This is a genomic window from Pseudomonas sp. KH_024_B2 (genome assembly GCF_057839965.1).
In genome coordinates, this window is record NZ_CM174502.1 from 1,462,520 (window position 1) to 1,489,371 (window position 26,852).

The window sequence follows — 26,852 nt, forward strand, 5'->3', positions numbered from 1 at the left end:
AAGCATCAGGCTACCTCACACAGGGCCGTCGGATCGATGGAAAGCGCCAGGCGTTGACCATCGGCATGCAAATCAGCCGCTGAACGGTTCAGCACATCGACCACCAATTCCACGCCACGCGCTTCGACGCGGTAACGAATCACGTTGCCCAACAAGCTATGGCTGCGGATCTGTGCATCGAGCTCACCGTTCAGGCTCAACTCGATGGCTTCCGGACGAATGGCGATGCGACTGCTGATCGGGCGTTGCAGCAACTTGCTGGCGCTGGCGGCGTCGAGCAGGTTGTAGTTGCCGATAAACCCAGCGGCGAACACGTCCACCGGTGCGGTGTAGAGGGTTTCAGCGTCACCGCTCTGAACGATCTTGCCCTGGTTCATCAGGAAGATCCGGTCGGACATGATCAGGGCTTCTTCCTGATCGTGAGTGACGAAAATCGTGGTCAGACCGAGCTCACGCTGGATCTGCCGGATCTGTTCGCGCAGGTGTTTGCGAATCCGCGCATCCAGCGCCGACAACGGTTCATCCAGTAGCAATAGACGCGGCCGGGTGACCAGTGAGCGGGCCAGAGCCACCCGTTGGCATTGGCCGCCGGAAAGCTGATGCGGATAGCGTGCGGCGAAGTCGGTCAACTCCACCAGTTGCAGCACCTCGTGCACACGCTTGCGGCTGTCATCGGCGTTGACCTTTTGCATGCGCAGGCCGAAGGCGACGTTCTGTTCCACAGTCATGTTGGGGAACAGCGCATAGCTCTGGAACACCATGCCGATGCCGCGTTTTTGCGGGCTCAGCGGGACGAGGTCCTGGCCTTCGAGGAGAATTTTTCCGCCATCCACCGCGGTCAGCCCGGCGATGCAGCGCAGCAGGGTGGACTTGCCGCAGCCGGACGGGCCGAGCAGGGTGACGAACTCGCCCTTCTGGATTTCGCAGTTGATGTCGCTGAATACCGGGGTGCCGGCAGAGCCCATTTGTGAATAGCTTTTTTGCAGGTGTTGGACGCTGACGAAGCTCATTGGCTTTTGTCCTTGTTCAAGATATTGGCAGCCCAGGTCAGAACCAGCACAAAGAAAAAGTAGGAAATCACCAGCGCACTGGTGAAATGGCCGCTGCTGTTACGCATGTTGTTCAGGTAGACCTGCAGGGTTTCGTAGCGGGTGCCGACGAGGATGTTGGCGAACACGAACTCACCGAACAGGAACGAGAAGGACAGCAGCAACGCCACCATCAAGCCCTTGCGCAGGTTCGGCAACACCACCAGAAATGCAGCCTGCCAGGTACTGGCGCCGAGCAGTTGAGCGGCGTCCATCAGGTCGCGCAGGTTGATCGCTTGCAGGTTGTTGGTGATCGCCCGGTACATGAACGGCAGCGCCACGGTGAAGTAGCAACCGACCAGAATCCATGGCGTACCGACCATTGCGAACGGCCCGGAACCATAGAGCTGCAACAACCCCACCGAGGACACTACTGGCGGTACGGCGAAGGGCAGCAGGATCAGGATGTTCATCAGCGCGTCGAGCTTGGGGAAGTGGTAATGCACCACGAACAGCAACGGCAGAATCAGCACCACCGACAATATCAGGGCGCCGACGCAGACCAGCAACGACTGGCCGAAGGCTCCGAGAAAACGCGGGTCGCTCCACAGCTGGACATACCATTTGACGGTAAAGCCACTGGGCAGAATGGTCGCCGACCAACTGCTGGCGATCGAGTAGATCAGTGTTCCGGCCAGCGGCAGCAACAGAATGGCGAACAGCAGATAAACCACTACCCGGTGGTAAATGACCACGGAGCCGGTTTCAGCGCGAGACATGGTAGCTCCTCTTCAACAGCAACTGGTGCACGATGGTGACCAGCGTCATCAGGGTCACCAGCACCACAGCCAGGGCGCTGGCCATGTTCGGGTCCAGGGAGATGTCGCCGGAAACCATCGCGGCAATCCGGATGGTCAGCACGTTGAAGTTGCCGGTGGTCAACGCGTATACCGTAGCGTAGGCGCCAAGGGCGTTGGCCAGCAGGATCACGAAGGTTCCGAGCAATGCCGGGGTCAGCACCGGTAAACCGATGTGCCGCCAGAACTGCCAGCCACTGGCCCCGAGCAGGGCAGCGGATTCACGCCAGTCTTCGCGCAGGGCGTCGAAAGCCGGGTAAAGCAGCAACACGCCGAGGGGGATCTGGAAGTAGGTGTAAAGAATGATCAGCCCGGTCTTGGAGTACAGGTTGAAGTCCTGAATGATCCCGGCCTGCTTGAGCATGATGGTGAACGTGCCGTTGAAGCCCAGCAGGATGATGAAGGCGAAGGCCAGCGGGACACCGGCAAAGTTGCTGGTCATGTTGGCGAAGGCGTTGACGAAGTTGCGCAGTCGCGAGTCGACCCGGCGCAGCGAATAACTGCCCAGCACGGCGATGATGATCCCGAACACGCTGGACCAGAAACTGATCTCCAGGCTGTATTGAATCGCCTGCAAATAGAACTTCGAGCTGAAGATTTTAGTGAAGTTGGCCAGACCCCAGCCGAACTCTTCCGATTGCACGCTGTGGATCATCACCCAGAACAGCGGAGCAATCTGGAACACGATGAAGAACAGCGCGAAGGGCACCAGGCAGAGTACCGCCAGCCATTTGCCGCGGGTGATCGAGTTCACTTCAACAGCTCCCGGCAGACAGCTTTGTCATGGGCAACGCCCAGCAATTCGCAGATCGTGCCGCAGAGTTCGGTCTGTTTCGGCGCGGCATCGGGATCAAGGCTGAACGCCTCGCCGAGGACAAACAGCGGCACTTCCCGTTCTTCGGCGAGCAGGCCGTTGTGCGAGCGGTCGTTGTTCATGCCGTGGTCGGCGGTGACCAGTACCTGATAACCGGCGTCGAGCCAGCCTTGCAGGTAGTCGGCGAGAATGATGTCGGCCGAGCGTGCGCTGTTGCGGTATTGCGGGGTATCGAGGCCGTGCTTGTGCCCGGCGTCGTCGATGTTCATGGGGTGTACCAGAAGAAAATTCGGCGAGTGTCGCAGGCGCAGGTTTTCCGCGTCGGCGAACAGATGTGAATCCGGGTAGTGATCGGACCAGTAGAAGTGCCCGTGCTGGATCGGTAGTCCGGCGTTCTCGGTGTGGCGATCGCGCGCCGCGTTGAAGGGCGAACGGTTATACAGCTCGCTGACCCAGTGATAGGCCGCCGCCGCGGTGCCGAGCCCGGCGTCGGTGGCGTAGTGGAACACGCTGCGCTGGTTGGATAGACGCGAAACGTTGTTGTGCACGATGCCGCTTTCGATCGGTGTCACACCGGTAAGAATGCATTCATAGAGCGGCCGGGACAGTGCCGGCAGCTCGCATTCGAGTTTGTAGAGTGCCGCGCGTCCTGCGCCAGCGTAGGCCTGAAGGTGCCCCATGGCATGCCGGGCGACCTCGTAATTCAGACCGTCGAGCACGACAAGGATGACGTTGTGTGGCATAGGGACTGGGACTCCGCAAAACAGGAATACAGAAAACCTGGATTCAACTTGGTCCACTGTGGGAGCGAGCTTGCTCGCGATGAGGGACTGTCAGTCAACATCAATGTTGAATATCAGACCGCTATCGCGAGCAAGCTCGCTCCCACAGGGATCTCCATCAACCCGCCAAAAAATGGCGGGCTACCGGGTTATTGCATATTGATAATGACTTCTTCCTGCCACATCTGTGGAAGCGCTTTGGAGGTCTTTTCCCAGGCGTCGGCGTCCTTGATTGGCGTGACCTTTTTGTACTGCTCGTTCGGCAACAGTTGGGCCTGAACGTCAGCCGGCAGGGTCAGGTGCTCGGCACGGATCGGCCGGGCGTTGCCACGGGCCAGATTGGTCTGACCGGCATCGCTGAAGATGTACTCGCGAGTCAGCTTGGCGGCGTTCGGGTGTTTGGCGTATTTGTTGATGATGGTGGTGTAACCGGAAATCACCGAGCCGTCAGACGGGATCAGCACGATGTAGTCGTCCTTGTTGACCATCTTGTTGCGGTAGCTCAGGCCGTTGAAGTCCCAGACCACACCCACTTCGACTTCACCCTTTTCCATGGTGGCAATCGTCGGGTTGGCCAGCGACAAGCGACCTTGCTTGGCGATCTCGGCGAACATCAACAGGGCTGGTTGAATGTTTTTCTCGTCGCCACCGTTGGCAATGGCCGCCGCCAATACACCGTTGGAGGCTTGTGCGGCGGTGCTCACGTCACCGATGGAGACCTTGTATTTGCCGGTCTTGAGGTCGGCCCATTTGGTCGGCGCTTCGGAACCGTGCAGCAGCTTCTTGTTGACGATGAACGCGATGGTGCCGGTATAGGCCAGTGCCCAGTTACCGTCCTTGTCTTTTGCCCAATCCGGAATCTGCGCCCAGGTGCTCGGTTTGTAAGGCTGAACCACGCCCTGTTTGACCGCGATCGGGCCGAAGGCTGCCCCCACATCGCCGATATCGGCGCTGGCGTTGTCTTTTTCCGCGGCGAACTTGGCGATTTCCTGAGCCGAACTCATATCGGTGTCGATGTGCTTGAGGCCGTACTTCTTGGCCAGGTCTTCCCAGGTGCCTTTCCAGTTGGCCCAGTCATCGGGCATGCCGACGCTATTGACCGCGCCTTCCGCTTTCGCGGCGGCTTCCAGGGCTTTTAAATCGGTATCAGCTGCCATGGCCGCGGTGCACATGGCAATGGTCGAGCCTAACAGTGATGCCAGGAAAAGCTGTTTCATCCGAAGCTCCTTTGGGCGTTTTCAACGCTGCGTTTTAGCTACAGTCTTGGGGTTGGTTGGTCTAGGTCAGCAATACCTGAGCCAATTTAGGCGGGCCGGATGACATTTTGATGTCGCTGTCACGCCAGCCAGTATTTATCGAGCTCGGGTACGGACGCTGCGAGATAAGCGTAGACCATGACTAAAAGGCTGATATGAAAGGACTTGGCTATTAAATTGCAGGGTGTCTGGGATGACCGTCTGGCGGCTTTGTCATCTGACAGTCATCTGCATTGCCTAGGCTTGCAGAGCGTTGAACGAGCCGATTTGCAGCGCGGTTCTGCCCAGAAACAGTGCTGGCCTAGTCCAGATAGGTAACATTGATGCGTGAAGAGGCAATCAAGGCGGTGACAGCCATTGGGCAGGTGTTGCAGGAGCAGATCGACCACGGCCTGTTACCCCCCGCTAGCAAGCTGCCGGCCGAGCGCAAGCTCAGTGAGTTATTCGGCACTACGCGAATCACTGTGCGTGAGGCGTTATTGCAGCTGGAAGCTCAAGGGCAGATTTACCGGGAAGAACGCCGCGGCTGGTTTGTCTCGCCGCCACGTCTGGCCTACAACCTGATGCAGCGCAGCCACTTTCATGCGATGGTCAGCGCCCAGGGCAGGGTGCCATCCACCGAGGTGATTTCGGCGCGGCTACAACCGGCATCGGCGGCGGTCTGTGCCTGGTTGCAATTGCCGGCCCTGTCGAGCGTGATCCAGATCTGCCGCACACGACGCATTGATGGGCGACTGGTGCTGTACGTCGAGCACTACCTCAATCCGCAGTATTTTCCGGGGATTCTCGAGTTCGATCTGAACCAGTCGATTACCGAGCTTTATGCGCGGCACTATGACTTGCATTACGGGCGGGTGCGTTTTGAGATCGTTCCGACTTCGTTGCAGGTAGAGGCTGCGGCGGCTTTGAAGGTGTCTGTAGGGAGCCCCGGGTTGCGGATTGCCCGGGTCAATTATGATCAGCACGGAAGGCTGATCGATTGCGATCTGGAGTTTTGGCGACATGATGCGATTCATGTCGGGGTGGATGTGGTGTGAATCGGTCTGCCGGGGCACGGATCCCCCTGTAGGAGCCGAGCTTGCTCGCGATGGGGCCAGGCAGTCGGGCTGGCTCCGTCGGATGTACATAGATCAAAGTGGGAGCCGAGCTTGCTCGCGATGGCGGCCTGACAGCCGACCAATCTCTTGCGGATGTACATATCCATTTCTGCGGTAACGGCCGCTTAGGGTTTCGCTTTTACAGCGACTCACTTTTCCAGACGCCGAAAAGTAAGCAAAAGGCTTTGCCCCGAGCGTACGGCACCTCGCTAGGGCTCGGCGTTCCCTCGCTGCGGTGTCCATCAGGGGGCATCGCCCTCCGGTCTGCTTCGCGACGACCTCCATGCGATGTCCTCGGCTTCGCCGAGGGGCGCTGCGCGCCAGTCCCCTGATGAACACCTCCGCTCGGCCTTCCGAAGGGGCGGGTAGATCAAGATCAAAAGCCAAAGCCAAAGCCAAAGCCAAAGCCAAAGCAAACTGAACGGGAACGATGGGACGCAGCATAAACAGACAGATGAAGTGACAAGAGGGCAGGGCGAAAAGACGAGCGTACGAGTGAACTAAAACCCATGCGAGAGCAACGAGCGCTTTTATTCGGCGAGTTTGGCGAGGATTTTGTAAATCACGGTGGCGAGGATCAGGAGCATGCCGATCCACATACTGAAGATGCCGGCGTTTTTATCGCGGAAGTTGAAACCGATGGCCAGCAGGATCATGCCTGCCAGGATCGGAATGAGCATGCTGTGGAACGCGGACATCGAAATCATGACGACAGCCTTGTCGAAGAGGATAGAGCTGAGTCTAGGTGGCTTTACGGGCGTGAGCCTTTTTGTTGCCTGCCAGACCACCTGTGGGAGCGTGGCTTGCCCGCGAAGAACGATAACGCGTAATGCCTGAAAAAACGCAGTGTTCGCTTCGCGGGCAAGCCAGCTCCCACAGGCCCGCGAAGGGTATTGAGGCTTATGGCAAATCGCGGCTGGCGTAAAACGCGCTGAGCACTTTCACCAGGTGCGCCAGGTCATGGCTGCCGCACAGTTCACGGATCGAGTGCATGGCGAAGGTCGGCAGACCGATGTCTACGGTGCGCACCCCGAGGTGGCTGGCGGTGATCGGGCCGATGGTCGAGCCACAGCCCATGTCGCTGCGCACCACGAAGCTTTGTACCGGCACTTCTTCGGCCATGCACAGATGGCGGAAGAAGCCCGCGGTTTCGCTGTTGGTGGCGTAGCGCTGGTTGCTGTTGACCTTGATCACCGGGCCGGCATTGAGTTTCGGGCCATGGTTGGCGTCGTGTTTGTCGGCGTAGTTGGGGTGCACGCCGTGGGCGTTGTCGGCCGAGACCAGCAGCGACTTCTGAATGGTCCGTACGAATTCGTCACCTTCGGGCAGCAGGCGGCGCAGGGTTTGCTCGAGCATCGGGCCATCGGCACCGCAGGCGGAACAGGAGCCGACTTCTTCGTGATCGTTGCACACCAGTACGCAGGTTTCATCGGTCTCGGCGCTGAGCAAGGCTTGCAGGCCGGCGTAGCAGGACAGCAGATTGTCCAGGCGCGCGCCGGCGATGAAGTCGCCATGCAGGCCGATGATCGCAGCGCTTTGGGTATCGTAGAAACTCAGCTCGTAATCGAGCACCACATCGGCGTTCAGGCCATGCTCTCGAGCAAGCTGGTCGGTCAATACGGCGCGGAAGTCCACGCGCTCGTCTCCGGCAAATTGCGCGAGGATCGGCGGCAGTTCGGTTTGGGCGTTGATTGCCCAGCCCATATTGGCTTCGCGATTGAGGTGAATGGCCAGGTTGGGAATGGTGGCAATCGGCAGTTTGAAGTCGATCAACTGACTCTCGACCTTGCCATCACGGCGGAAGGTTACGCGGCCGGCAAGGGACAGATCACGGTCGAACCAGGGCGCGAGCAGCGCGCCACCGTAGACTTCGACGCCTAGCTGCCAGAAGCCCTGGCGCTGCAGCTCAGGTTGCGGTTTGACTCGCAGGCATGGGCTGTCGGTGTGCGCGCCGACCAGACGGATACCGCCGTGCAACGGCGAGTGTCGGCCGAGCTTGAAGGCGATGATAGAGGAATCATTACGGGTGACGTAATAGCGACCATTGGCTTCAGTGGTCCAGGGCTCGCGCTCATCAAGGCGCTGATAACCCGCCGCTTCCAGGCGCTGAACAAGGCTGGCGGTGGCATGAAAGGGGGTAGGGGAGGCCTTGAGAAAGTCGATCAGGCCTTGGTTCAACTCTTCGCGCATAAATAACTCCAGACAGCAGTGGCGCGAGTTTAACGTATTGGCTCATGGCGTTGGGGCTGGATATCCGCTCAGCCGGTAATCAGGTTGCCACTCAAGAACACTTCGCGGCGCTGTTTGCGACCTACATATTCATGCTTGCTGGCGTGGTAGACGGCGTTGAATTTTTCCAGGGAAATGTTCGGTTGTTGCTTGAGGTATTCGTCTACCAGCGCGTCGTACTGAGCTTCGGTGACGAGTTTGTAGATGTCGCGCCGATAGAAAAAACCGAGCTGAAAACCCAGCGTTTCGCTGTGATGAACCGTGGGTTTGGCGAAGCAGTTCTCGAAATCGATGGCGATGAGCGGTGTTTCGGACTTTTGCGGGATCATGATGTTGCCCGCCCAGAAATCCATATGGTTGATGTTCTTTTGCGCCAGCGAACTCAACAGCTCGAAGGCATCACGAATGAAGGGTTCGACCTTGTTCGGGTTGTGCCTGAGCCATTGTGCCCCGTCGATGTGATCATCGAGCAGGTGCGTGATGATGAAAAACTCCTGGATAAGCCCAGCCCGGTTTTTGGTGTAGCCAAATCCCTTGAGTTCGGACATTCGGACGCCACGCCGCTGGGCTTCGATCGTGTTGATCAGCTCTTCGAGCGGCCAGTCGAATCGGCCGTTGCGCTGTGATTTGCCGAGTGTCACACGGACCTTGGCTTTGAAGGTGTCCAGCGGCTGGGCTTTGGCAAAGAGCAGGGAATTACCTGCCAAAGGTGCACTGGCTCTGGAGAGCTTGCGTTCTCGGCGTTTTTCGATGAGTCGTTCGAGGGCTTGCGTGGTCTCGGTCGAAGGCATCTTCACGAAGATGCAGGGTGGTGTTCAGGAAGCAGAAATTGAAAGGGTAATCGGGGTGGAGAGTCTTGTTGCTGAGCACGAGGGCTTCCTGCCAACCTATAAAAGTGACGGCAGTTTAAATTTGTTTACAAATTTATGACAATATTTTCACATCATCTAAATGCGAGGCCGTCACAAAAACGCCCCTCACTTGAGGAGCGCTTTGATCGATGCCTGGATGCAAATCAAAACGGTGCCGGACATTCGAAACGCAAACGCTCACCACTTTGTGGGTGAGTGAAGCTGAGCATGCTCGCGTGCAGGCACAGGCGTGGCCAGGCGGCCAGGGCTTGCGGATGGGCATAGAGCCCGTCGCCCAGCAGCGGGTGGCCGATGGAGAGCATATGCACGCGCAACTGGTGCGAACGGCCGGTGATCGGCGTCAGTTCTACCCGACACCAGTCACCGCAGCGTTCCAGCACACGCCAGAAGGTCAGGGCGTTTTTGCCGAACTCATGGTCCACCACATGCCGGGGTTTGGTCGGCGGATCGTAGCGCAGCGGCAAGTCGATGCTGCTGCTGTCCAGTTCCGGCTGGCCCCAGCAGAGTGCGGTGTAGGCTTTTTCGGTTTCGCGGTCGTGAAACTGCCGGGACAACTCGCGATGAGTGTCCGGGTCACGGGCCAACAGGATGATGCCGGAGGTTTCCCAGTCCAGTCGATGGACAATTCGCGCTTCCGGGTAGCCGTTTTCTTGCAGGCGGGTGATCAGGCAGTCCTTGTTGTCTTCAGCCCGGCCGGGCACTGAAAGCAGCAGGGTAGGCTTGTCCACCACCAGAACGGCGGCGTCCTGATGGATGATGCGGATATTCGACAGCGGCATTAAAACAGCCTCGTAACAAACGCCAACGGCGACTCAGTCACCCCTGCCCCCTGTAGGAGCGAGCTTGCTCGCGATGACGGACTGACATTCAACATTTCTGTTGACTGTTATACCGCTATCGCGAGCAAGCTCGCTCCCACAGAAAGCCTCCTGGGGACCGAGCCGCCGTGGCTCCAGCCGGATCGATCAGCGATCAGGTAGGGTGATATTGAGTTCCAGAATCGAGCAGCTGCCCTGGTTTTCCAGTGCGACATGCACGTCATCGGACCCGATATTGACGTACTTGCGAATCACCTCGACCAATTCCTTCTGCAAGGCTGGCAGGTAATCCGGGGTAGTGCGTTGGCCGCGTTCGTGCGCCACGATGATCTGTAGACGCTCTTTCGCTACCGACGCGGTGCTTACCTTTTTGCTGGCACGAAAGAAGTCAAAAAGATTCATTATCTACCTCCAAACAGGCGCTCGAAGAATCCCTTCTTCGTCACATCGAGAAAACGATGCTCCACGGTCTTGCCCAGCAGACGATCGACAGCATCGCTGTACGCCTGGCCGGCGTCGCTCTGGTCGTCGAGAATGACTGGCACGCCCTGGTTCGAAGCCTTGAGTACCGCTTGGGATTCCGGGATGACGCCCAGCAAGGCCACCGCGAGAATATCCTTGACGTCTTCAACGCCGAGCATTTCGCCGTTGCTGACGCGCTCGGGGTTGTAGCGGGTCAGCAGCAGGTGCTCCTTGATCGGCTCCTCGCCTTTTTCGGCGCGGCGCGATTTGCTGGCCAGCAGGCCCAGCATGCGGTCGGAGTCACGTACCGAGGACACTTCCGGGTTGGTCACGATGATCGCTTCATCAGCGAAGTACATGGCCAGGTGGGCGCCTTTCTCGATGCCCGCCGGGGAGTCGCAGACCACGAATTCGAAGTCTTCCTTGAGTGCCATAAGCACTTTTTCCACGCCTTCCTGGGTCAGCGCGTCTTTATCGCGCGTCTGACTGGCGGCCAGCACGTAGAGGTTTTCCAGACGTTTGTCTTTGATCAAGGCTTGCTGCAGGTTCGCTTCGCCGTTGACCACGTTGACGAAGTCGTACACCACACGGCGTTCGCAGCCCATGATCAGGTCGAGGTTACGCAAACCAACGTCGAAGTCGACGATGACTGTTTTGTGACCGCGCAGAGCGAGGCCGGTACCGATAGCGGCGCTGGTGGTGGTCTTACCCACACCACCCTTGCCGGATGTAACCACGAGAATCTTGGCCAAGGTGTTTCACCCCTAAGGAAAAAGGACATTTAGCCCCTGAAAAACATCTCTTGAAAAACTACTGCAGTCGGACAGCCTTGGCTGGGATTCGGTTATCAAGCGGGGTCTACTTGCGGTAAACACTGCTTTTCGCCAATTCCTACTTCGTTTGAGCTGTTTTCGCTACGTTTTAGAGATGCTTGGAAAATGCGGCAGTATCCGTTAAAGACGAGTGATGTTCAACACGTCACCCGACAGGCTGATCTGAACGCCGGCGCCCCACAGTGGATCGCGGCGCAAGTCTTCGGAAACCTTGTATTGGCCGGCGATCGACACCAGTTCGGCGCTCAATTGCTGACAAAAAATCCTCGCCCGGGTGTCGCCCTTGACTCCAGCCAGGGCTCGACCGCGCATGGCGCCGTATACATGGATGTTGCCATCGGCGAGAAGTTCCGCGCCGGGGCTGACCGAGGAGACCACGACCAGATCGCCACCCTGGGCGTAAATCTGCTGCCCACCGCGTACGGGCGAAGTGATGATTCTGGTCGGCTTGATGGTCGGTTCCGGCGGTTTCTCCGGTTTTTTCTTTTCGCCTTCTTGCGGATCGAGCGCACGCTCCCGTGCGCCGGAGGGCGGCAATACAGGAAGATCCACCGCGATGGCGGCAGCGATGTCTTCGATTCGGCTGGCGCGGATCGCCAGCGTGCGCAGGCCATGCTGACGGCAAATGCGCATCAGGCCTGGCAGGTCGACGGCGCCTTCGCCGGCCGGCAGTTTGTCCAGGGCCAGCACCAGCGGGGCATTGCTGAAGAAGTTCGGCGCCTGGGCGACCTTCGCGGCCAACTGGCGGTCGAGGCCTTCGAGATCATTGCGGGCCAGTTCCAGCACCGTAATGGCGAGCATGCTGCCCTTCAACTGGAACACAGGATCTTGGTCTAGCGGGTCGGTTTGGCTCATGGTCGGCATAAAACGGCTTGTCACTAAAAGTGCCGAGACTTATAACGAGAACGCCCGCGAGCCGCAACCCGGTTGAACCGTTGTAGAATGCGCGGCCTTGTTGTCTGTCCGGAATCTGTAATGGATCGCCCGCATTTTCGAGCTGCATTTTTTCTTCCGCATTTTTGGCCGCTGTGGTTTGGCCTCGGCCTGCTATGGCTGATCGTTCAATTGCCGTACCCCGCGCTGCTGCAAATCGGCCGTGCTCTGGGGGCATTGATGTATCGGGTGGCCGGCGACAGACGGCGCATTGCCAAGCGCAATCTGGAGCTGTGTTTCCCGGAAAAGTCCGACGCTGCGCGTAAACGCCTGCTCAAGGATAATTTCGCCTCCACCGGCATCGCCTTTTTCGAAATGGCCATGAGTTGGTGGTGGTCCAAACCGCGTCTGGCGCGTCTGGCCCATGTCGAAGGGCTGGAGCATCTCCAGCAGGCCCAGCGCGAGGGCAAGGGCGTGATCCTGATGGCCCTGCACTTCACCACCCTGGAAATCGGCGCGGCGTTGCTCGGTCAGCAGCACACCATCGACGGTATGTATCGCGAGCATAAGAACCCGCTGTTCGACTTTATCCAGCGTCGCGGTCGCGAGCGGCATAACCTCGATTCTCTGGCGGTGGAGCGCGAAGACGTGCGCGGCATGCTCAAACTGCTGCGTGCCGGCCGCGCGATCTGGTATGCGCCGGATCAGGACTATGGCGCGAAACAGAGCCTGTTCGTGCCGCTGTTCGGTATTCAAGCGGCGACGGTCACGGCCACCAGCAAGTTCGCCCGGCTGGGTAAGGCCGTGGTGGTGCCCTTTACCCAGCAACGCCTGGCCGATGGCAGCGGTTACCGCCTGGTCATTCATCCTCCTATGACGCAGTTCCCCGGTGAGAGCGAAGAGGCGGATTGCTTGCGGATCAATCAGTGGGTCGAAGGTGCGCTGCGCGAATGTCCGGAGCAATATCTCTGGGCCCATCGGCGCTTCAAGAGCCGGCCACCGGGTGAGCCGAAGCTGTATGCGAAGCGTGGCTGACGCAATACCCTTAGATTGATCAAGCACCATGGAGTGTTGCGATGAGTTCGGCTGAACCGGTCACAGGTTTGATTCTTTCCGGCGGCGGGGCTCGGGCGGCGTATCAGGTCGGGGTGCTGGCGGCGATTGCCGAGTTGTTGCCAGTGGGTGCATCGAACCCTTTTCCGGTGATTGTCGGCACGTCCGCTGGAGCGATCAACGCAGTCAGTCTGGCTGCCGGGGCGATGGACTTCAGTGGCGCAATCCGGCGGCTGACGGCGTTCTGGCAGTGCATTCGCAGCCATCAGGTGATGCGCAGCGATTGGCCGGGGGTGATCAGCCAGGCCACTCGATTTGTCGGGCATAGCCTGCTGGGGCTGGGCGCTTCAGTGCCGGTGGCGATGATCGACAGTTCACCCTTGAGGGATTTGCTGAACGATCAGCTTCAGCTGTCGGGCATCGACGAAGCCATCCGGCAAAAGCAGTTGCTGGCAGTCGCCGTCACGGCCTTCGGCTATGAATCCGGCCAGGCGGTAACCTTCTATCAGGGCAGCGGTACCATTGATGCCTGGTTACGCCATCGACGCATTGGCGTGCCGATTCAACTGACGGTCGAACACTTGCTGGCCAGTTCGGCGATCCCGTTGTTGTTTGCCCCGGTCAAACTCGCTCAGGAATATTTCGGCGACGGTGCGGTGCGTCAGTCCGCGCCGATCAGCCCGGCGTTGCACCTGGGGGCAAGCCGCGTGCTGGTGGTCGGGGTCAGTGGTAACCCTCGAGGGGTCGACCCGCAGAATCCGTTGCAGCGTGCCTATACGGGTCAACAACCGACGCTGGCGCAGATTGGCGGGCACATGCTCAACAGTACTTTCATTGACAGCCTGGAAGGTGACATCGAGTTGCTCAAACGTCTGAATCAGTTCAGCCATCTGTTACCGGAGGGAGTGCCACCCCGCAGCCTTGGCGCGGCACCGGTTGATGTATTGGTGATTGCCCCGAGCCAGCCGATCGACGAAATAGCTGCTCGCCATCGGCAAGAGTTGCCAGCGGCCTTGCGCTTGTTCCTGCGCGGGCCGGGTGCGACCAAGACCAGCGGTGCCGGCGTTCTCAGCTATTTGCTGTTCGAGGCGGGGTATTGCAGCGAACTGATCGAACTTGGCCGCCACGATGCCTTGGCCAAGCGCGAGGAGTTGTGCCGGTTTTTGGGGTTGCCGGTGGTTGCCGCTTTGTCGTGAGATTTGTAGTGCTGCCATCGCGAGCAAGCTCGCTCCCACATTAAATCTTCGGTGTGCACGCAATCTGTGCCCAAAGCAGATCTACTGTGGGAGCGAGCTTGCTCGCGATGAGGCCATGACTGGCGATCAATCAACCCAGGTAGCTATCAATCAGAAATGGAGCTTCACCAACAAGCTCGCCGTGTTCTGATCGGTGTCGAAGTACTGGGTGTCCTTGATCCCGTACTTGTTTTTCCAGTAGTCGTATTCGATACCGACATACAACTGCTTCTCACCAAAGTTGAGCGCTTTACCCAGGTCGTATTTGATCTGCGGGTTGATGTGCAGGTTGGCGTGGGAGGTGCCTTTGGAGTTCTTGTCGTTGTCGACCACCCAGTCGATGAAACCGTCGATCAGGATGTTCGATTTGCCCACCGGGAGGGTGTAGGCCCAGGCCGGGGTGATCTGCCAGACATTGTCGCCAGCGCGCGGGCCTTCGGTCTGACGGTTGTAGAAGTTCAACTGGAAGTAGTCGAAACCCGGAATGGCCAGGTCGAAACCCGGGCCGATCAGGTAGGACTCGGTATCGCCTTCGCCAAACTCGTAGGTCATGGCCAGCAGCACGTCCTTGATCGGGCCGAACTCCAGTTTCTGGTCGAAAATCTTGCCGAATGACAGACGTGGGCTGAACTCACCGTAATAGGTGTTCGGGCCTGCGTTGAAGTCCTTCTCGCCGTTGTAGAAAATCTTGTCGACGAACAGGAAGTTATCCCCATATTTCCAGGCATCGGCGTGTTCGAAGGTCACGGTCTGTTGAATTTGCGGATTGACCGTGAAGTCTTTGCCATACAAGTAGCTCAGGCTGTTGTTCTGCCAGAACAGCAGATCGCCGGCCATGGCCTGGCCCCCCGCCAGCAAGGATCCGGCAAGCATCAGGCGTGTGCACGTACGTTTCATTCGGTTGCTCCCAAAGTATTGTTATTGTTAAGGCGCAGGCAGCCGCCGACCGCAGACCTGGCTTGAGGCCGGGTCTGTGGTCATGGGTGTGTTTCTGGTGTTGAGTGGAACGGTTAATACAGGGGCGGCATGCGTGCCGCCCCGTCAGGTTCAGTGGGTCAGACCAAGCACTGACCATGTGGCGAGGGAGCTTGCTCCCGCTCGACTGCGCAGCAGTCGTAAAACCGGCTGGCTGGGTCTACCTGACAAACCATGGCAGCCGATCTTGGGTCCGCTTCGCGGCCCAGCGGGAGCAAGCTCCCTCGCCACAAAGGCCCGATATCACAGGGCTTGGCATCCGCTCAGTTAGTCCGCGCTCCCTGGGCAATCCAGGCACCGATCAGGTCGCGTTCCTGCTGGGTCATCTGTGTGATGTTGCCCAGCGGCATGATCTGCGTGGCGACGGCCTGGGCCTGAATCCGCGCGGCCTGCTGCTGGATCTGCTGCGGCGTATCGAACATCACCCCGCCAGGTGCTGCGCTGAACAGCGGGCTGGTCGGCTTGGCCGAATGGCACACCGAGCAGCGTTCCTGAATCACGCTATGAACCTTGTCGAAGGTCGGACCGTCAGCCTTGGCGGTGGTCGCTTGCGCCGGTGCGGCAGCAGGTGCTGGCGGTGCCGCAGCTTGCACTGCTTCAGGCTTGGCGCCACTGATGGCTGTTTCAGGAATCGGCTGGTACTCGATCTTCGCCGGTGCCTCGGCAACTGGTGCGCTGGGCATCTGTGCCGGGCCGGTCACGTAGGCCAGGCAGATCATGCCCAGTGCCGCAACCGGCAAGGTCCAGGCGAACTTGTGGCTGTCGTGACGGGTGTTGAAGTAGTGACGCACCAACACCGCCAGCACCGCGATCCCGGCCAGGATCAGCCAGTTGTATTGGCTGCCGTAGGTGCTCGGGAAGTGGTTGCTGATCATGATGAACAGCACCGGCAAGGTGAAGTAGTTGTTATGCCGCGAACGCAACAGGCCTTTGGCCGGCAATGCCGGATCGGGCGTGCGGTTTTCGGCGATAGCGGCGACCAGTGCACGCTGTGCCGGCATGATGATGCGGAACACGTTACCGACCATGATGGTGCCGATGATGGCGCCGACATGCAGGTACGCACCGCGGCCGCTGAACACTGTGCTGAAGCCGTACGCAGCGGCGACCAACAGCACGAACAGGATCAGGCCGAGCAGGCCAGGGCGTTTGCCCAGCGCCGAGTCGCACAGGAAGGAGTAGACGAACCAGCCGACGAACAACGAGCCGATGCCGAGGGCGACACCTTCAGGTCCGCTCAAGCTGCCGCCAGGCGCCAGCAGGTACAGGGTCGGGTTGTAGTAGAACACCAGGCACAGCAGGGCGATCCCCGACAGCCAGGTGAAGTAGGCTTCCCATTTGAACCAGTGCAGGTTGTCCGGCATGGTCGGTGGGGCCAGTTTGTATTTTTCCAGGTGGTAGATACCGCCACCGTGGATCGCCCACAAGTCGCCGGCCAGACCTGCTTTCGGGTTGACCCGATTGAGGTTGTTTTCCAGCCAGACAAAATAGAACGAAGCGCCGATCCAGGCGACGCCAGTGATCATATGAACCCAGCGCACGCCCAGGTTCAGCCATTCCAACAGATGTGCTTCCACAGTCTTTACCTCTCGCCTGTCACTCTGTAGTCGAGTGATCAGACCTTCTCTTATTGGTGGGGGGCGAGGATCAACCGCTCATCCTCTTTGAAAAAATGCTCATCGCAGTTATTGCCTGTGCCACTGCGATCAACCACCAGGAAGTCATCCCGCTTTTCGATCGTCAGCACCGGATGGTGCCAAACGCCGCGATGGTAATTAATGCCCTGCCTGCCGTTGGTGACGAAGGCGCGGACCAAACCTGATACAGGTACATCGCCAAGTGGCGCGACCACGATCAGAAAGGGGTTGCCGAGCAGCGGTATGAACGCCTGACTGCCCAGCGGATGGCGCTCCAGCATGCAGACGGTCAGCGGCATGTCCTGCGCGTCGGCGCGGAAGATGCTGATGATCGCCTTGTCCTCTGGCGTGGCGGTTTCTACCGTCGCCAGTTTGTGGAAGCGCATGGTCGAACCGTTGTTGATCATGAAGTGATCGCTGCCATCGGTTTCGATCACGTCACCGAAAGGGGCGAAGGCTTCTTTGGTCAAAGGTTCAATCATCAATGTGCGCATGCTGGTCTTCTTTTCGTTGAGTTCTGTGTTGTCTGTTCTATCGCCTTCGCGGGCAAGCCCGCTCCCACAGGATACGGTGGTGCCCTTGTGGGAGCGGGCTTGCCCGCGAATGGGTCGACGCTATTTAGCGACCTTGCCCAATACGCGCAGGCGACTCACACCACCATCCGGGAACACGTTCAGGCGGATGTGGGTGATCGGGCCGAGGGCTTTGATCTGCTCGGCGAAGGTGTGTTCGGCGTGCATTTCCAGTTTCTGGGCTGGCAACAGTTCACGCCAGAACAGGCTTTGGGTTTCGATCTGGCTGTCGGTCCCGCCCTTGACGAACGCGCCCTGGATCGAGCAGGTGTCCGGGTAGTTGCCCTTGAAGTGCAGGGTGTCGACTATGACTTTCTCGATCTCGCCCGCGTGACCCAGCGCGACGATCACCCAGTCATTGCCTGGCGTACGACGACGGGCAGTTTCCCAGCCGTCGCCCATGTTGATACCACGACCCGGGTTGAGGATGTTGCTCATGCGACCGAAGTGTTCATCGGAGCAGGCGAGGGCACGACCGCCGTTCAGGGCTGCGGCCAGGTCGACCTGTTCATTGTCAGCGACGGCCGACCAGTCGCGGAATGGAATGCCGTACACCCGCAGACGCGCTACGCCGCCATCCGGGTAGATGTTGAAACGCAGATGGCTGAAGGCCTGATCGTTGTTGATCGCGTGGTAGTGATGGCTGTTGCCTTGCAGCTCGACAGCCGACAGCACTTCGACCCACTGGGTGTTTTCAGTCGGTTCGCCTTGTGCCAGGAAGCAGGCTTCCAGGGAGGCAGACGGCGGGAAGTTGCCGGTGAAGAATGAAGTGTCGATGTCCACGCCTTTGATCGAGCCAGGCACGCCCAGGCGGATCACCGCGCTGTCGTAGCCTTCGAAGCGCTTGCGGCGCGACTCCCAGCCATCCATCCACTTGCCATTGTCATCGAACACGCCCTCCTTCCACACAGCCGGGGTTGGCTGGAACAGGCGGTTGGCGTCTGCGAACCAGTCATCGGTGACCGAGATGATTTTGGTGCCCAGGCGGGCGTCGGCCAGGTTGACGAACTTCTCGAAAGGTACGGCGTAAGCTTTCATTCTTCTAGTCTGCCTTGAAATAAGTGGCTAGGGGTGCTCACAGGACTGTCGGGCTATAGGGTCAGTAATCGGAACAGGGCGATCTTGTTGATCTCCACCAGCGCGCACTTGAACTCGGTGTCGACCGGGTTGTGGATGCGCGTTTCGAACGCTGCGAGGATCTGATGCCGATCGCTGCCCTTTACCGCCATGATGAAGGGAAACTTGAACTTGGCTTGATAGGCGTCGTTCAGCTCGGTGAAGCGAGAAAACTCTTCGACCGTGCATTGGTGAATACCCGCGCCAGACTGTTCTTGAGTGCTGGCTGCGGTAAGCTGGCCCTGGACGGCAGCTTTGCCGGCCAGGTCCGGGTGAGCGTTGATCAGTGCCAGCTGACTGGCGTGATCGGCACTCAACAGGATGTCGCTCATGCGCTGGTGCAGGGTTTCGATCTGGTCGATCGATGCGTCCTGGCCCAGGTCGAAAGCCTTTTCGGCCACCCATGGCGAATGTTCGTAGATGTCGGCAAAGGCTTCGACGAAGGCCTCACGGCTAAGGGTCGATGGCTTCAGGGTCTGGAAGGTACTCATTTTGAAGCCCCTTGGTACGGATGGGTTTCGTGCCAGTGACGGGCGATGTCGACCCGACGGCTGAACCAGACCTGGTCGTGGCTTTTGGCGTATTCGATAAAGCGCTTCAGAGCGGCCAGGCGCGCCGGACGACCGATCAATCGGCAGTGCAGACCGATGGAGAGCATTTTCGGCGCCTCGGCACCTTCGGCGTAAAGCACGTCGAATGCGTCCTTGAGGTACTGGTAAAAATCGTCGCCCTTGTTGAAACCCTGCACCTGGGTGAAACGCATGTCGTTGGTGTCGAGGGTGTACGGAATCACCAGGTGCGGCTTGCCGGTCGGGTTGTTCGGTTCCCAGTACGGCAGGTCGTCGTCGTAGGTGTCGCAGTCATAAAGGAAACCGCCTTCTTCCATCACCAGCCGCCGGGTGTTCGGCCCGGTACGGCCGGTGTACCAGCCCAGCGGGCGCTGGCCGCTGATTTCGGTGAGGATGCGGATGGCTTCGAGCATGTGCTCGCGTTCCTGCGTCTCGTCCATGTGCTGGTGGTCGATCCAGCGGTAACCGTGGCTGCAGATCTCGTGACCGGCTTCAACCATGGCGCGGATCACGTCCGGATGACGTTGGGCAGCCATGGCCACAGCGAAGATGGTCAGCGGGATGTCGAATTCCTGGAACAGCTTGAGGATCCGCCATACGCCGGCACGGCTGCCATACTCGTAAAGGGATTCCATGCTCATGTTGCGTTCGCCCTGCAGCGGCTGCGCCGAGACCATTTCCGAGAGGAAGGCTTCCGACTCTTTATCGCCGTGCAGGATGTTGCGTTCGCCGCCTTCTTCGTAATTGAGCACGAAGGACAAGGCAATGCGGGCATTGCCCGGCCAGTGTGGGTGAGGAGGGTTACTGCCGTAACCGATCAGGTCGCGTGGGTAGTCAGCGCTCACTGCAGTCTTCCTTCTTGTTCATGGTGTCTTGTTCGTGACAAGGCTTGCGTGACGGCCTGAAGGTGATGATGCAGGCTTGCGTCACGGCGATGGGGTGATTGTATACAACTTTATCATCACTTTGTAAGCCTGAATTTTTGCAATTTTCATTGTTTGTCATCTTTGGAGAGTATTGCAAGAAACCTGCCTGATTGGTCAGGTAATTGATAGAAGGCCGCCTGATCTCAAGGCGTGGCTGTCAATTCACTGGCAACCCAGGGTCGACCGGGGTGAAGGTAAATATGTGTTTTTTATTGTGTACAATTTTCCGTAAAAATGTCTTAATCAGTCGCTCGCCGCGCTTTTTCGTGCTCCGAAACAGTGCGGTCTCCTTTTAACTGACTCCGGGAGGCGCGAGGCCTTACTGCTCGATTGCAGGCAGGCGCGCAGAATCAATGGGACGTTTGACTACACACGTTTTGGATGCCGCACACGGTTGCCCTGGCAGCTCGATCAAAGTTGAGTTGTATAGGGTTGAAGGCACGCAGCTGGAATTGGTCGCCAGCGCGCTGACCAACAGCGATGGCCGTTGCGACGCACCGCTGCTGCAAGGTGATGACTACCGTTCCGGGGTCTATCAGCTGCAGTTCCATGCCGGTGATTACTACCGCGCCAAGGGCGTTCAACTGCCTGAGCCGGCGTTTCTGGACGTGGTGGTACTGCGCTTCGGGATTTCGGCGGAGCAGGATCACTATCACGTGCCCCTGCTGATTTCGCCTTACAGCTATTCGACCTACAGAGGAAGCTAGGACTCCCCCACGAATCTGCGCAAATAGCTTCTTTGGTCTTTTGCCCGCTCACACTGCGGGCTTTTTTTCGTCTGTAGAAAGGTAATATTTCAGAGAAGTTGATGTTGTTTGTGCCGACGCCTTCGCGGGCAAGCCCGCTCCCACATTGGATCTTTGTTGCACTGAAGATCCCCTGTGGGAGCGGGCTTGCCCGCGAAGCTTTTGATCTTAACGGCTCAGCAGCGACACAGCACCCGCGCCACTGAACAACCCGGCGCTGATCCGGTTGAACCAGCTCTGGCCCTTGCCACTGCGCAGATACCGCGCCGTGCCGTGGGCACCGAGGCCGTAGGCCAGCTTGCAGAGCAGATCAAGCACAGTCCAGGTGGCGATCATGATCAGCAACTGTGACAGAAACGGCTGCTCGGCACTGAGGAACTGCGGTAGAAATGCGGCAAAAAACAGAATGTCTTTCGGATTGCTCGCGCCCAGTACAAAAGCGCGCCCAAACAGTGCGCGAAAGCGCGGAACCGCTGCGGCCTGCGGAACTTCAGGGGCGTGAGCCGGTTGCCGCGATTGCTGCCAGCTCTGCCAGGCGAGATAGAACAGGTACAACGCCCCGACAATTTTCAGCGCGCTGAACAGCTGTTCCGAGGCCAGCAGCAAGGCGCCCAGGCCCAATGCCGAAGCGCTCAGCAGGCAGATCGAGGCAATCACCCCGCCAAGAAATGCCGGGTAAGAACGGCGCAGGCCGTAGTTCAAGCTGTTGCTGATCATCAACAAAGACAATGGCCCCGGGATCAGGATCACCACCAGCGCCGCGCCGCTGAACAGCAGCCAGGTTTCCAGACTCATCACTTTCCTCCTAATGTGCAAAAGCCCCACCCGACGGGGTGAGGCTGGGTGAAGCTTGTGCCCTTTACAAGAACACGAACTTGGCGATAAAGATTGCGCACAGCACCCACAGGCTGATGGAAATTTCCTTGTGTTTGCCGGTACCGGCCTTCAGTGCCACATAAGTGATAAAGCCCAGCGCGATGCCGTCGGCAACCGAGAAGGTCAGCGGCATCATGATCGCCGTGACAATTGCCGGAATGCTGTCAGTGGCGTCATCCCATTCAATATGCTTCATGCCGCCCATCATCAGCATCGCCACATAAATCAGCGCGCCGGCCGTTGCATAAGCGGGAATCATGCCAGCCAGTGGCGCGAAAAACATCGCGGCAATGAACAGTACGCCGACAGTGACCGCCGTCAGACCGGTTCGGCCACCGGCGGCGACACCGGCGGCACTTTCTACATAGCTGGTGACTGGCGGTACACCAACCACGGCGCCGAAGACGCTGGAAGCGCTGTCGGCTTTCAATGCGCGGGACAGGTTTTCGATCTTGCCGTCTGCGTTTACCAGGCCAGCCCGTTGCGCGACGCCCATCAGGGTGCCGGCGGTATCAAACATGTGGACAAAGAGGAACGCCAGCACCACGCTGATCATGCTGACGTTGAACACCCCGGCGACGTCCATGGCCATCCAGGTCGGTGCCAGGCTAGGCGGTGCCGACATAAGGCCGCTGTAGTGCACCAGGCCCAGGCCCCAGCCTGCCAGTGTCACGGCGATGATGCTGATCAGGATCGCACCGAACACCCGGTGATAGCTGAGCACGGCAATCATCAGGAAGCAGATGGCCGCCAGCAGCGGGCCAGGCTCGCGCAGGGAGCCGAGTTTGATCAGGGTGGCCGGGCTGTCGACAACGATTCCGGCGGTTTTCAGGCCGATGAGTCCGAGGAACAAGCCGACCCCAGCGCCCATGGCGTAACGCAAGCTCACCGGAATGCTGTTGAGCAGCCACTCGCGAATCCGTGAGAAAGTCAGGAACATGAACAGCACGCCGGAAATGAACACCGCACCCAGCGCGGTTTCCCAGTTGTAACCCATGGTGCCGACCACGGTGTAGGTGAAGAAGGCGTTCAAGCCCATGCCCGGTGCCAGGCCAACCGGCCAGTTGGCATACAGGCCCATCAGCAGGCAGCCGAGCGCGGCGGCGATGCAGGTGGCGACGAAGGCGGCGCCGTGGTCGATCCCGGCGTCAGCCATGATGTTCGGGTTGACGAAGATGATGTAGGCCATGGTGATGAAGGTTGTCAGGCCGGCAATCAGCTCGGTCTTCACCGTGGTGCCATGCAAGCTGAGTTTGAACAGACGTTCCAGCCAGCCGTTGTTCAACGACGGTGAAAGGTCCAGCGTAGGGGCTTCGGATTTGCGGCTTTCCACAGCGAGTACTCCTCAAGAGTTTTATTGTTTTTTCCAGAACCGGGCAGCGGCTCTTTGAGGCATGTAAGGCTTGCGGGCTTTTGTTGACCATAAGGTCAGGAACTCGCACGAAGCGAATTATGCTTTTGTATACAAAAAAAGCAAATAATGTTTTTGATGTTGTGTGCGAAAAGGACGAAAGGAAGGATATATGGGGAGGGAAGGGTGGGTAGAAATTGCTTTTTGTGGCGAGGGAGCTTGCTCCCGCTCGGGTGCGAAGCAGTCGTAAATCGGCTGGCGCATTTTTCAGTTGGAAGGGAGGTGCCGGTTTTGGGGCGGCTTCGCCACCCAGCGGGAGCAAGCTCCCTCGCCACAGTCAGCGCTCAGGCTTGTCAGATTTGCTGACTTCCCCCAACGCCTGATTCACCGCCAGCCAGCCATTCACCGCTGTCTCGCCAGCCTCGGCAAACACCCGTTGCAGCAACTTCACCTGCTCACGCCGCAGCGACTGTTCGAAACGCGCGCCTTCAGCGGTCAGCTCCAGCAGACGCTTACGCTTGTCCGTATCCGGCGCAACGCTGTTCACCAGGTGCATTTCCACCAACTGACGCAGTGGAATGTTCAGCGCCTGCTTGCTGACCCCGAGCACCGTCAGCAGTTCTTTCACGCTGAGGCCAGGATAGCGGGCGATGAAAAACACGATGCGCTGATGCACCCGGCTCAAGCCCCGACGCGCGAGCATTTCGTCGGCTTTGGCAGTGAACGCCTGGTAACCGAAGAAAAAGGCTTCCATTGCGGCTTGTTGCGTTATTTGATTTTTAAGGTCAAGCATATTGACGTATCTGCATCTGTCGTCGTAATTTCGGTCAACCAGTTTGACTTGTTTTCCTTGGCCTTTGCTACCGGTGACCACCATGGCTTTTTCCGAACGTGTCTCGCGCCTTAAAAGTTCTTTGATTCGTGAAATCCTCGCCGCAGCCCAGCGTCCGGAAGTGATGTCGTTTGCCGGTGGCCTGCCGGCCGAAGCCATGCTACCCAGAATCGAATGGGCCGGCATGCCCGCGTCCATGGGCCAATATGGCATGAGCGAAGGCGAGCCGGCGCTGCGCGAAGCACTCGCCGCCGAGGCCCGGGCCCTGGGTGTGCCGTGCGAGGCCAGCCAGGTATTGGTGGTCAGCGGATCCCAGCAGACCCTCGATCTGGCCGCCAAGCTGTACATCGACAAAGGCACCGAGATCATGCTCGAAGCGCCGACCTATCTGGCGGCACTGCAAATCTTCCAGCTGTTTGGTGCTGACTGCATTACGGTCCCGCTGGAAGTCGACGGCCCGGATCTGGCGCAATTGCGCGCCCGTCTGGAAAAACACCACCCGGCGTTCATCTACCTGATTCCGACCTTCCAGAACCCGTCGGCGGTGCGCTACAGCGAAGCCAAGCGTGATGCGGTGGCGGCGTTGCTGGACGAGTTCGGCGTGACCTTGATCGAAGACGAGCCGTATCGCGAACTGACGTTCGATGGCGGCAGCGCTACGCCAATCGTCAGTCGCTTGAAAAAGGCCAGCTGGATCTATACCGGTACTGTGTCCAAGACCTTGCTGCCCGGTCTGCGGGTCGGTTACCTGATCGCCAGTCCCGACCTGTTCGCGCATCTGCTTCGCTTGAAACAGTCGGCCGACCTGCACACCAATCGTGTCGGTCAGTGGCAAGCGATGCAGTGGATTGGCACCGAGAAATTTCACAACCACCTGGCCGAGCTGCGGGACTTCTACCGGATTCGCCGTGATGCCTTTCAAGCGGCGCTTGAAGAACATTTCGCCGATCTGGCCGATTGGCAGGTGCCCCAGGGCGGGCTGTTTTTCTGGCTGCCCTTGAAACACCCGCTGGACACCCGCACCTTGCTCAAGCCGGCGCTTGCACAGGATGTGGCGTTCATGCCGGGTGAACCGTTCTTTGCCGATCCGGATGGCAATCCAGGTCACTTGCGGCTGAACTTCAGCCACATCGATTCAGCGCGTCTGGACGAAGGTCTCAAGCGGCTGGCCGCCGTCGTACGTCAGGCACAAGCTGCACAGGCAGCTTAAGGGGAGGGGCTATGTACACCGTTTATGGCGATTACCGTTCGGGCAACTGCTACAAGATCAAGCTGATGCTCAATCTGCTGGGCATCGAGTACCAGTGGCAGGCGGTGGATATTTTGAAGGGCGATACCCAGACCGCCGGGTTTCTGGAGAAAAATCCCAACGGCAAGATTCCGGTACTGGAGTTGGAGGACGGCACCTGTTTGTGGGAGTCGAACGCGATCCTCAACTTCCTCGCCGACGGCAGCGAGTTCCTGCCGAGCGAACCACGGTTGCGCACGCAAGTCCTGCAATGGCAGTTCTTCGAGCAGTACAGCCACGAACCGTACATCGCGGTGGCGCGGTTTATCCAGCTCTATCTGGGCCTGCCGGAAGACCGTCGCCATGAGTATGAGAAGCTGCAAAAGCGCGGTTACAAGGCGCTGGACGTGATGGAACATCAGCTCACCCGTACGCCATATCTGGTGGGCGAGCAGTATTCGATCGCCGATATCGCGTTGTATGCCTACACCCATGTCGCCCATGAAGGTGGTTTTGATCTGAGTCGTTATCCGGGGATTCAGGCCTGGTTGCAGCGGGTGGCGGGCCATCCGCGGCATGTCGGGATGCTTGATTGAGCTGACTGCAAAAACAACTAAACCGGCCAATGAGCCGGTTTATTTTTGCTTGAGATCTGTGTTGTCTGTGCCGGCCTCTTCGCGGGCAAGCCCGCTCCCACAGGTATTATGTTGCTCTTGTGGGAGCGGGCTTGCCCGCGAAGGCGTCAGCCGGATCTACCAATAAACATCAGACCGCAGCAAACCGCTTATCCAGATAATCGATGATCACCTTGGACTCATACATCCAGGTAGTCTGGCCGTTCTCTTCGATGCGCAGGCACGGCACTTTGATCTTGCCACCTTGTTCCAGCAGGGTCTGGCGATCCTGCTCGTTGTTTTTCGCATCGCGCAGGGCCACCGGCACATTCAGGCGACGCAGGGTACGGCGGGTCTTCACGCAGAACGGGCAGGCGTGGAATTGATACAGGGTCAGGCCCTTGGCGGCCTGCTCGACCTGAGCCTGAGCGGCGCCAGGGCGTTGCTGCTTGCGCGGACGGGTGATGAAGTCGATGAAGATAATGAGTTGGCCCAGGCCGACTCGAAGCGCTTTGATCAACACGGCAGAAAGCCTCATAGGCGAGAAGAAGGGGCGGCAGCTTACCTGATTTTTACAGGACGAAAAAAAACCGGCGATAAACGCCGGTTTTCTTCAGGTACGGTCTTACTTGATCAAGCTGAGAAACTCGCTGCGGGTCGCCGCATTTTCGCGGAACTCACCGAGCATCACCGAAGTGATCATCGACGAATTCTGTTTCTCCACACCGCGCATCATCATGCACATGTGTTTGGCTTCGATGACCACCGCAACGCCCAGCGCACCGGTGACTTCCTGGACCGCCTCGGCGATCTGCCGGCTGAGGTTTTCCTGGATCTGCAGGCGGCGGGCGTACATATCGACGATCCGCGCGACTTTCGACAGGCCAAGCACCTTGCCGCTAGGAATATACGCGACATGCGCCTTGCCGATGAACGGCAGCAAGTGGTGTTCGCACAGCGAGTAGAGCTCGATGTCCTTGACCAGCACCATTTCACTGTTATCGGAGCTGAACAAGGCACCGTTGGTGACGTCTTCGAGCGTTTGTTCATAACCGCGGCAAAGGTACTGCATGGCTTTGGCGGCACGTTTTGGCGTGTCGAGCAGGCCTTCGCGGAAGGGATCTTCGCCAAGCTGGCCAAGAATCGCGGTGTAATTCTGTTCCAGGGACATGAAACTACCTGTGGGATTTAACGCAAAGGA

The 26,852-nt window shown here is 58.7% G+C and carries 28 protein-coding genes and 1 pseudogene; 6 read left to right on the forward strand and 23 right to left on the reverse strand.

The window, feature by feature from the left end; genetic code table 11:
* Window positions 1-5: 5 nt before the first annotated feature.
* The 5 genes from AC3I0A_RS06900 to AC3I0A_RS06920 all read right to left on the reverse strand — a co-directional run bounded on the left by AC3I0A_RS06900 (window position 6) and on the right by AC3I0A_RS06920 (window position 4,698).
* Complete coding sequence (locus AC3I0A_RS06900) at window positions 6-1,010, reverse strand: ABC transporter ATP-binding protein (protein WP_489376893.1); 1,005 nt, start codon at window positions 1,008-1,010, stop codon at window positions 6-8.
* Window positions 1,007-1,807, reverse strand: a complete 801-nt coding sequence (locus tag AC3I0A_RS06905) for an ABC transporter permease (RefSeq protein ID WP_489376894.1) — start codon at window positions 1,805-1,807, stop codon at window positions 1,007-1,009. Before AC3I0A_RS06905 ends, AC3I0A_RS06900 begins: the two co-directional genes overlap by 4 nt.
* Window positions 1,794-2,639: an ABC transporter permease gene (locus AC3I0A_RS06910; RefSeq protein ID WP_489376895.1), complete on the reverse strand. Its 846-nt coding sequence runs from the start codon at window positions 2,637-2,639 to the stop codon at window positions 1,794-1,796. Before AC3I0A_RS06910 ends, AC3I0A_RS06905 begins: the two co-directional genes overlap by 14 nt.
* Window positions 2,636-3,442, reverse strand: coding sequence for an alkaline phosphatase family protein (locus tag AC3I0A_RS06915; RefSeq protein ID WP_489376896.1), 807 nt, complete (start codon window positions 3,440-3,442; stop codon window positions 2,636-2,638). Before AC3I0A_RS06915 ends, AC3I0A_RS06910 begins: the two co-directional genes overlap by 4 nt.
* 188 nt (window positions 3,443-3,630) lie before the next feature.
* Window positions 3,631-4,698 (reverse strand): ABC transporter substrate-binding protein, encoded by a 1,068-nt coding sequence (locus tag AC3I0A_RS06920; RefSeq protein ID WP_489376898.1) that lies wholly within the window; start codon window positions 4,696-4,698, stop codon window positions 3,631-3,633.
* A gap of 362 nt (window positions 4,699-5,060) precedes the next feature.
* Between AC3I0A_RS06920 and phnR the strand changes: the two genes are divergently transcribed.
* Window positions 5,061-5,774 carry a phosphonate utilization transcriptional regulator PhnR gene (gene phnR, locus AC3I0A_RS06925; protein WP_489376899.1) on the forward strand — a complete coding sequence of 238 codons (714 nt, stop codon included), beginning with the start codon at window positions 5,061-5,063 and terminating at the stop codon, window positions 5,772-5,774.
* A gap of 590 nt (window positions 5,775-6,364) precedes the next feature.
* On the opposite strand, the gene AC3I0A_RS06930 is transcribed toward phnR, so the two are convergent.
* The 7 genes and pseudogenes from AC3I0A_RS06930 to minC all read right to left on the reverse strand — a co-directional run bounded on the left by AC3I0A_RS06930 (window position 6,365) and on the right by minC (window position 11,903).
* Window positions 6,365-6,541 carry a hypothetical protein gene (locus AC3I0A_RS06930; protein WP_489072077.1) on the reverse strand — a complete coding sequence of 59 codons (177 nt, stop codon included), beginning with the start codon at window positions 6,539-6,541 and terminating at the stop codon, window positions 6,365-6,367.
* A gap of 193 nt (window positions 6,542-6,734) precedes the next feature.
* Window positions 6,735-8,024, reverse strand: coding sequence for a M18 family aminopeptidase (locus AC3I0A_RS06935; protein WP_489376900.1), 1,290 nt, complete (start codon window positions 8,022-8,024; stop codon window positions 6,735-6,737).
* Window positions 8,025-8,092: 68 nt separating this feature from the next.
* A pseudogene (locus tag AC3I0A_RS06940) lies at window positions 8,093-8,933 on the reverse strand (hypothetical protein).
* A gap of 145 nt (window positions 8,934-9,078) precedes the next feature.
* Window positions 9,079-9,714, reverse strand: a complete 636-nt coding sequence (locus AC3I0A_RS06945) for an RluA family pseudouridine synthase (RefSeq protein ID WP_489376901.1) — start codon at window positions 9,712-9,714, stop codon at window positions 9,079-9,081.
* Between the two features lie 186 nt (window positions 9,715-9,900).
* Window positions 9,901-10,155, reverse strand: a complete 255-nt coding sequence (minE, locus tag AC3I0A_RS06950) for a cell division topological specificity factor MinE (RefSeq protein ID WP_007928666.1) — start codon at window positions 10,153-10,155, stop codon at window positions 9,901-9,903.
* Window positions 10,155-10,967, reverse strand: coding sequence for a septum site-determining protein MinD (minD, locus tag AC3I0A_RS06955; RefSeq protein WP_489376902.1), 813 nt, complete (start codon window positions 10,965-10,967; stop codon window positions 10,155-10,157). The genes minE and minD overlap by 1 nt, the downstream gene beginning before the upstream one ends.
* 201 nt (window positions 10,968-11,168) lie before the next feature.
* On the reverse strand, window positions 11,169-11,903 hold the full coding sequence (minC, locus tag AC3I0A_RS06960) for a septum site-determining protein MinC (protein ID WP_489378443.1): 735 nt from the start codon (window positions 11,901-11,903) through the stop codon (window positions 11,169-11,171).
* 120 nt (window positions 11,904-12,023) lie between these two features.
* Between minC and AC3I0A_RS06965 the strand changes: the two genes are divergently transcribed.
* Together AC3I0A_RS06965 and AC3I0A_RS06970 are read left to right on the forward strand one after the other, a co-directional pair.
* Window positions 12,024-12,956, forward strand: a complete 933-nt coding sequence (locus AC3I0A_RS06965; RefSeq protein ID WP_489376903.1) for a lipid A biosynthesis lauroyl acyltransferase — start codon at window positions 12,024-12,026, stop codon at window positions 12,954-12,956.
* Window positions 12,957-12,997: 41 nt separating this feature from the next.
* The gene (locus AC3I0A_RS06970; protein ID WP_489376904.1) at window positions 12,998-14,170 is read left to right on the forward strand and encodes a patatin-like phospholipase family protein; all 1,173 of its coding nucleotides are present in this window, start codon (window positions 12,998-13,000) and stop codon (window positions 14,168-14,170) included.
* Window positions 14,171-14,320: 150 nt separating this feature from the next.
* Here the strand turns inward: AC3I0A_RS06970 and AC3I0A_RS06975 are convergent, their stop codons facing one another.
* From AC3I0A_RS06975 to puuE, 6 genes are all read right to left on the reverse strand, one after another.
* Window positions 14,321-15,106 carry an outer membrane protein OmpK gene (locus tag AC3I0A_RS06975; RefSeq protein ID WP_489376905.1) on the reverse strand — a complete coding sequence of 262 codons (786 nt, stop codon included), beginning with the start codon at window positions 15,104-15,106 and terminating at the stop codon, window positions 14,321-14,323.
* A gap of 341 nt (window positions 15,107-15,447) precedes the next feature.
* Complete coding sequence (locus AC3I0A_RS06980) at window positions 15,448-16,761, reverse strand: urate hydroxylase PuuD (RefSeq protein ID WP_489376906.1); 1,314 nt, start codon at window positions 16,759-16,761, stop codon at window positions 15,448-15,450.
* A gap of 50 nt (window positions 16,762-16,811) precedes the next feature.
* Window positions 16,812-17,315 carry an ureidoglycolate lyase gene (locus tag AC3I0A_RS06985; RefSeq protein ID WP_489376907.1) on the reverse strand — a complete coding sequence of 168 codons (504 nt, stop codon included), beginning with the start codon at window positions 17,313-17,315 and terminating at the stop codon, window positions 16,812-16,814.
* A 120-nt stretch (window positions 17,316-17,435) separates the two neighbouring features.
* On the reverse strand, window positions 17,436-18,431 hold the full coding sequence (gene alc, locus AC3I0A_RS06990) for an allantoicase (protein WP_489376908.1): 996 nt from the start codon (window positions 18,429-18,431) through the stop codon (window positions 17,436-17,438).
* 53 nt (window positions 18,432-18,484) lie between these two features.
* Window positions 18,485-19,000, reverse strand: coding sequence for a 2-oxo-4-hydroxy-4-carboxy-5-ureidoimidazoline decarboxylase (gene uraD, locus AC3I0A_RS06995; protein ID WP_489376909.1), 516 nt, complete (start codon window positions 18,998-19,000; stop codon window positions 18,485-18,487).
* Complete coding sequence (puuE, locus tag AC3I0A_RS07000) at window positions 18,997-19,923, reverse strand: allantoinase PuuE (RefSeq protein ID WP_489376910.1); 927 nt, start codon at window positions 19,921-19,923, stop codon at window positions 18,997-18,999. Before puuE ends, uraD begins: the two co-directional genes overlap by 4 nt.
* A gap of 434 nt (window positions 19,924-20,357) precedes the next feature.
* Between puuE and uraH the strand changes: the two genes are divergently transcribed.
* A complete protein-coding gene (gene uraH, locus AC3I0A_RS07005) occupies window positions 20,358-20,711 on the forward strand; it encodes a hydroxyisourate hydrolase (protein ID WP_489376911.1) in 354 nt (117 codons plus the stop codon).
* Between the two features lie 207 nt (window positions 20,712-20,918).
* Here uraH and AC3I0A_RS07010 read toward each other — a convergent pair whose 3' ends face one another.
* From AC3I0A_RS07010 to AC3I0A_RS07020, 3 genes are all read right to left on the reverse strand, one after another.
* Window positions 20,919-21,545: a LysE family translocator gene (locus tag AC3I0A_RS07010; RefSeq protein ID WP_489376912.1), complete on the reverse strand. Its 627-nt coding sequence runs from the start codon at window positions 21,543-21,545 to the stop codon at window positions 20,919-20,921.
* Between the two features lie 64 nt (window positions 21,546-21,609).
* On the reverse strand, window positions 21,610-22,959 hold the full coding sequence (locus tag AC3I0A_RS07015) for an NCS2 family permease (protein ID WP_489376914.1): 1,350 nt from the start codon (window positions 22,957-22,959) through the stop codon (window positions 21,610-21,612).
* A gap of 355 nt (window positions 22,960-23,314) precedes the next feature.
* Window positions 23,315-23,770 carry a MarR family transcriptional regulator gene (locus tag AC3I0A_RS07020; protein ID WP_489376915.1) on the reverse strand — a complete coding sequence of 152 codons (456 nt, stop codon included), beginning with the start codon at window positions 23,768-23,770 and terminating at the stop codon, window positions 23,315-23,317.
* Between the two features lie 82 nt (window positions 23,771-23,852).
* On the opposite strand from AC3I0A_RS07020, the gene AC3I0A_RS07025 reads away from it, so the two are divergent.
* Both AC3I0A_RS07025 and AC3I0A_RS07030 read left to right on the forward strand, forming a co-directional pair.
* Window positions 23,853-25,019 carry an aminotransferase-like domain-containing protein gene (locus AC3I0A_RS07025; protein ID WP_489376916.1) on the forward strand — a complete coding sequence of 389 codons (1,167 nt, stop codon included), beginning with the start codon at window positions 23,853-23,855 and terminating at the stop codon, window positions 25,017-25,019.
* Window positions 25,020-25,030: 11 nt separating this feature from the next.
* Complete coding sequence (locus tag AC3I0A_RS07030; protein WP_489376917.1) at window positions 25,031-25,633, forward strand: glutathione S-transferase family protein; 603 nt, start codon at window positions 25,031-25,033, stop codon at window positions 25,631-25,633.
* Between the two features lie 169 nt (window positions 25,634-25,802).
* On the opposite strand, the gene AC3I0A_RS07035 is transcribed toward AC3I0A_RS07030, so the two are convergent.
* Window positions 25,803-26,174: a glutathione S-transferase N-terminal domain-containing protein gene (locus AC3I0A_RS07035; protein WP_419118918.1), complete on the reverse strand. Its 372-nt coding sequence runs from the start codon at window positions 26,172-26,174 to the stop codon at window positions 25,803-25,805.
* Between the two features lie 102 nt (window positions 26,175-26,276).
* Window positions 26,277-26,822, reverse strand: coding sequence for a GTP cyclohydrolase I FolE (folE, locus tag AC3I0A_RS07040; protein ID WP_489376918.1), 546 nt, complete (start codon window positions 26,820-26,822; stop codon window positions 26,277-26,279).
* Between the last annotated feature and the right edge of the window lie 30 nt (window positions 26,823-26,852).

Coding starts and splice junctions, on each gene's coding strand:
- AC3I0A_RS06900 (WP_489376893.1), bottom strand. CDS start 1,010: ATGAGCTTCGTCAGCGTCCAACACCTGCAAAAAAGCTATTCACAAATG.
- AC3I0A_RS06905 (WP_489376894.1), bottom strand. CDS start 1,807: ATGTCTCGCGCTGAAACCGGCTCCGTGGTCATTTACCACCGGGTAGTG.
- AC3I0A_RS06915 (WP_489376896.1), bottom strand. CDS start 3,442: ATGCCACACAACGTCATCCTTGTCGTGCTCGACGGTCTGAATTACGAG.
- AC3I0A_RS06920 (WP_489376898.1), bottom strand. CDS start 4,698: ATGAAACAGCTTTTCCTGGCATCACTGTTAGGCTCGACCATTGCCATG.
- phnR (WP_489376899.1), top strand. CDS start 5,061: ATGCGTGAAGAGGCAATCAAGGCGGTGACAGCCATTGGGCAGGTGTTG.
- AC3I0A_RS06930 (WP_489072077.1), bottom strand. CDS start 6,541: ATGATTTCGATGTCCGCGTTCCACAGCATGCTCATTCCGATCCTGGCA.
- AC3I0A_RS06935 (WP_489376900.1), bottom strand. CDS start 8,024: ATGCGCGAAGAGTTGAACCAAGGCCTGATCGACTTTCTCAAGGCCTCC.
- AC3I0A_RS06945 (WP_489376901.1), bottom strand. CDS start 9,714: ATGCCGCTGTCGAATATCCGCATCATCCATCAGGACGCCGCCGTTCTG.
- minE (WP_007928666.1), bottom strand. CDS start 10,155: ATGAATCTTTTTGACTTCTTTCGTGCCAGCAAAAAGGTAAGCACCGCG.
- minC (WP_489378443.1), bottom strand. CDS start 11,903: ATGAGCCAAACCGACCCGCTAGACCAAGATCCTGTGTTCCAGTTGAAG.
- AC3I0A_RS06965 (WP_489376903.1), top strand. CDS start 12,024: ATGGATCGCCCGCATTTTCGAGCTGCATTTTTTCTTCCGCATTTTTGG.
- AC3I0A_RS06970 (WP_489376904.1), top strand. CDS start 12,998: ATGAGTTCGGCTGAACCGGTCACAGGTTTGATTCTTTCCGGCGGCGGG.
- AC3I0A_RS06975 (WP_489376905.1), bottom strand. CDS start 15,106: ATGAAACGTACGTGCACACGCCTGATGCTTGCCGGATCCTTGCTGGCG.
- AC3I0A_RS06985 (WP_489376907.1), bottom strand. CDS start 17,315: ATGCGCACATTGATGATTGAACCTTTGACCAAAGAAGCCTTCGCCCCT.
- alc (WP_489376908.1), bottom strand. CDS start 18,431: ATGAAAGCTTACGCCGTACCTTTCGAGAAGTTCGTCAACCTGGCCGAC.
- uraD (WP_489376909.1), bottom strand. CDS start 19,000: ATGAGTACCTTCCAGACCCTGAAGCCATCGACCCTTAGCCGTGAGGCC.
- uraH (WP_489376911.1), top strand. CDS start 20,358: ATGGGACGTTTGACTACACACGTTTTGGATGCCGCACACGGTTGCCCT.
- AC3I0A_RS07010 (WP_489376912.1), bottom strand. CDS start 21,545: ATGAGTCTGGAAACCTGGCTGCTGTTCAGCGGCGCGGCGCTGGTGGTG.
- AC3I0A_RS07020 (WP_489376915.1), bottom strand. CDS start 23,770: ATGCTTGACCTTAAAAATCAAATAACGCAACAAGCCGCAATGGAAGCC.
- AC3I0A_RS07025 (WP_489376916.1), top strand. CDS start 23,853: ATGGCTTTTTCCGAACGTGTCTCGCGCCTTAAAAGTTCTTTGATTCGT.
- AC3I0A_RS07030 (WP_489376917.1), top strand. CDS start 25,031: ATGTACACCGTTTATGGCGATTACCGTTCGGGCAACTGCTACAAGATC.
- folE (WP_489376918.1), bottom strand. CDS start 26,822: ATGTCCCTGGAACAGAATTACACCGCGATTCTTGGCCAGCTTGGCGAA.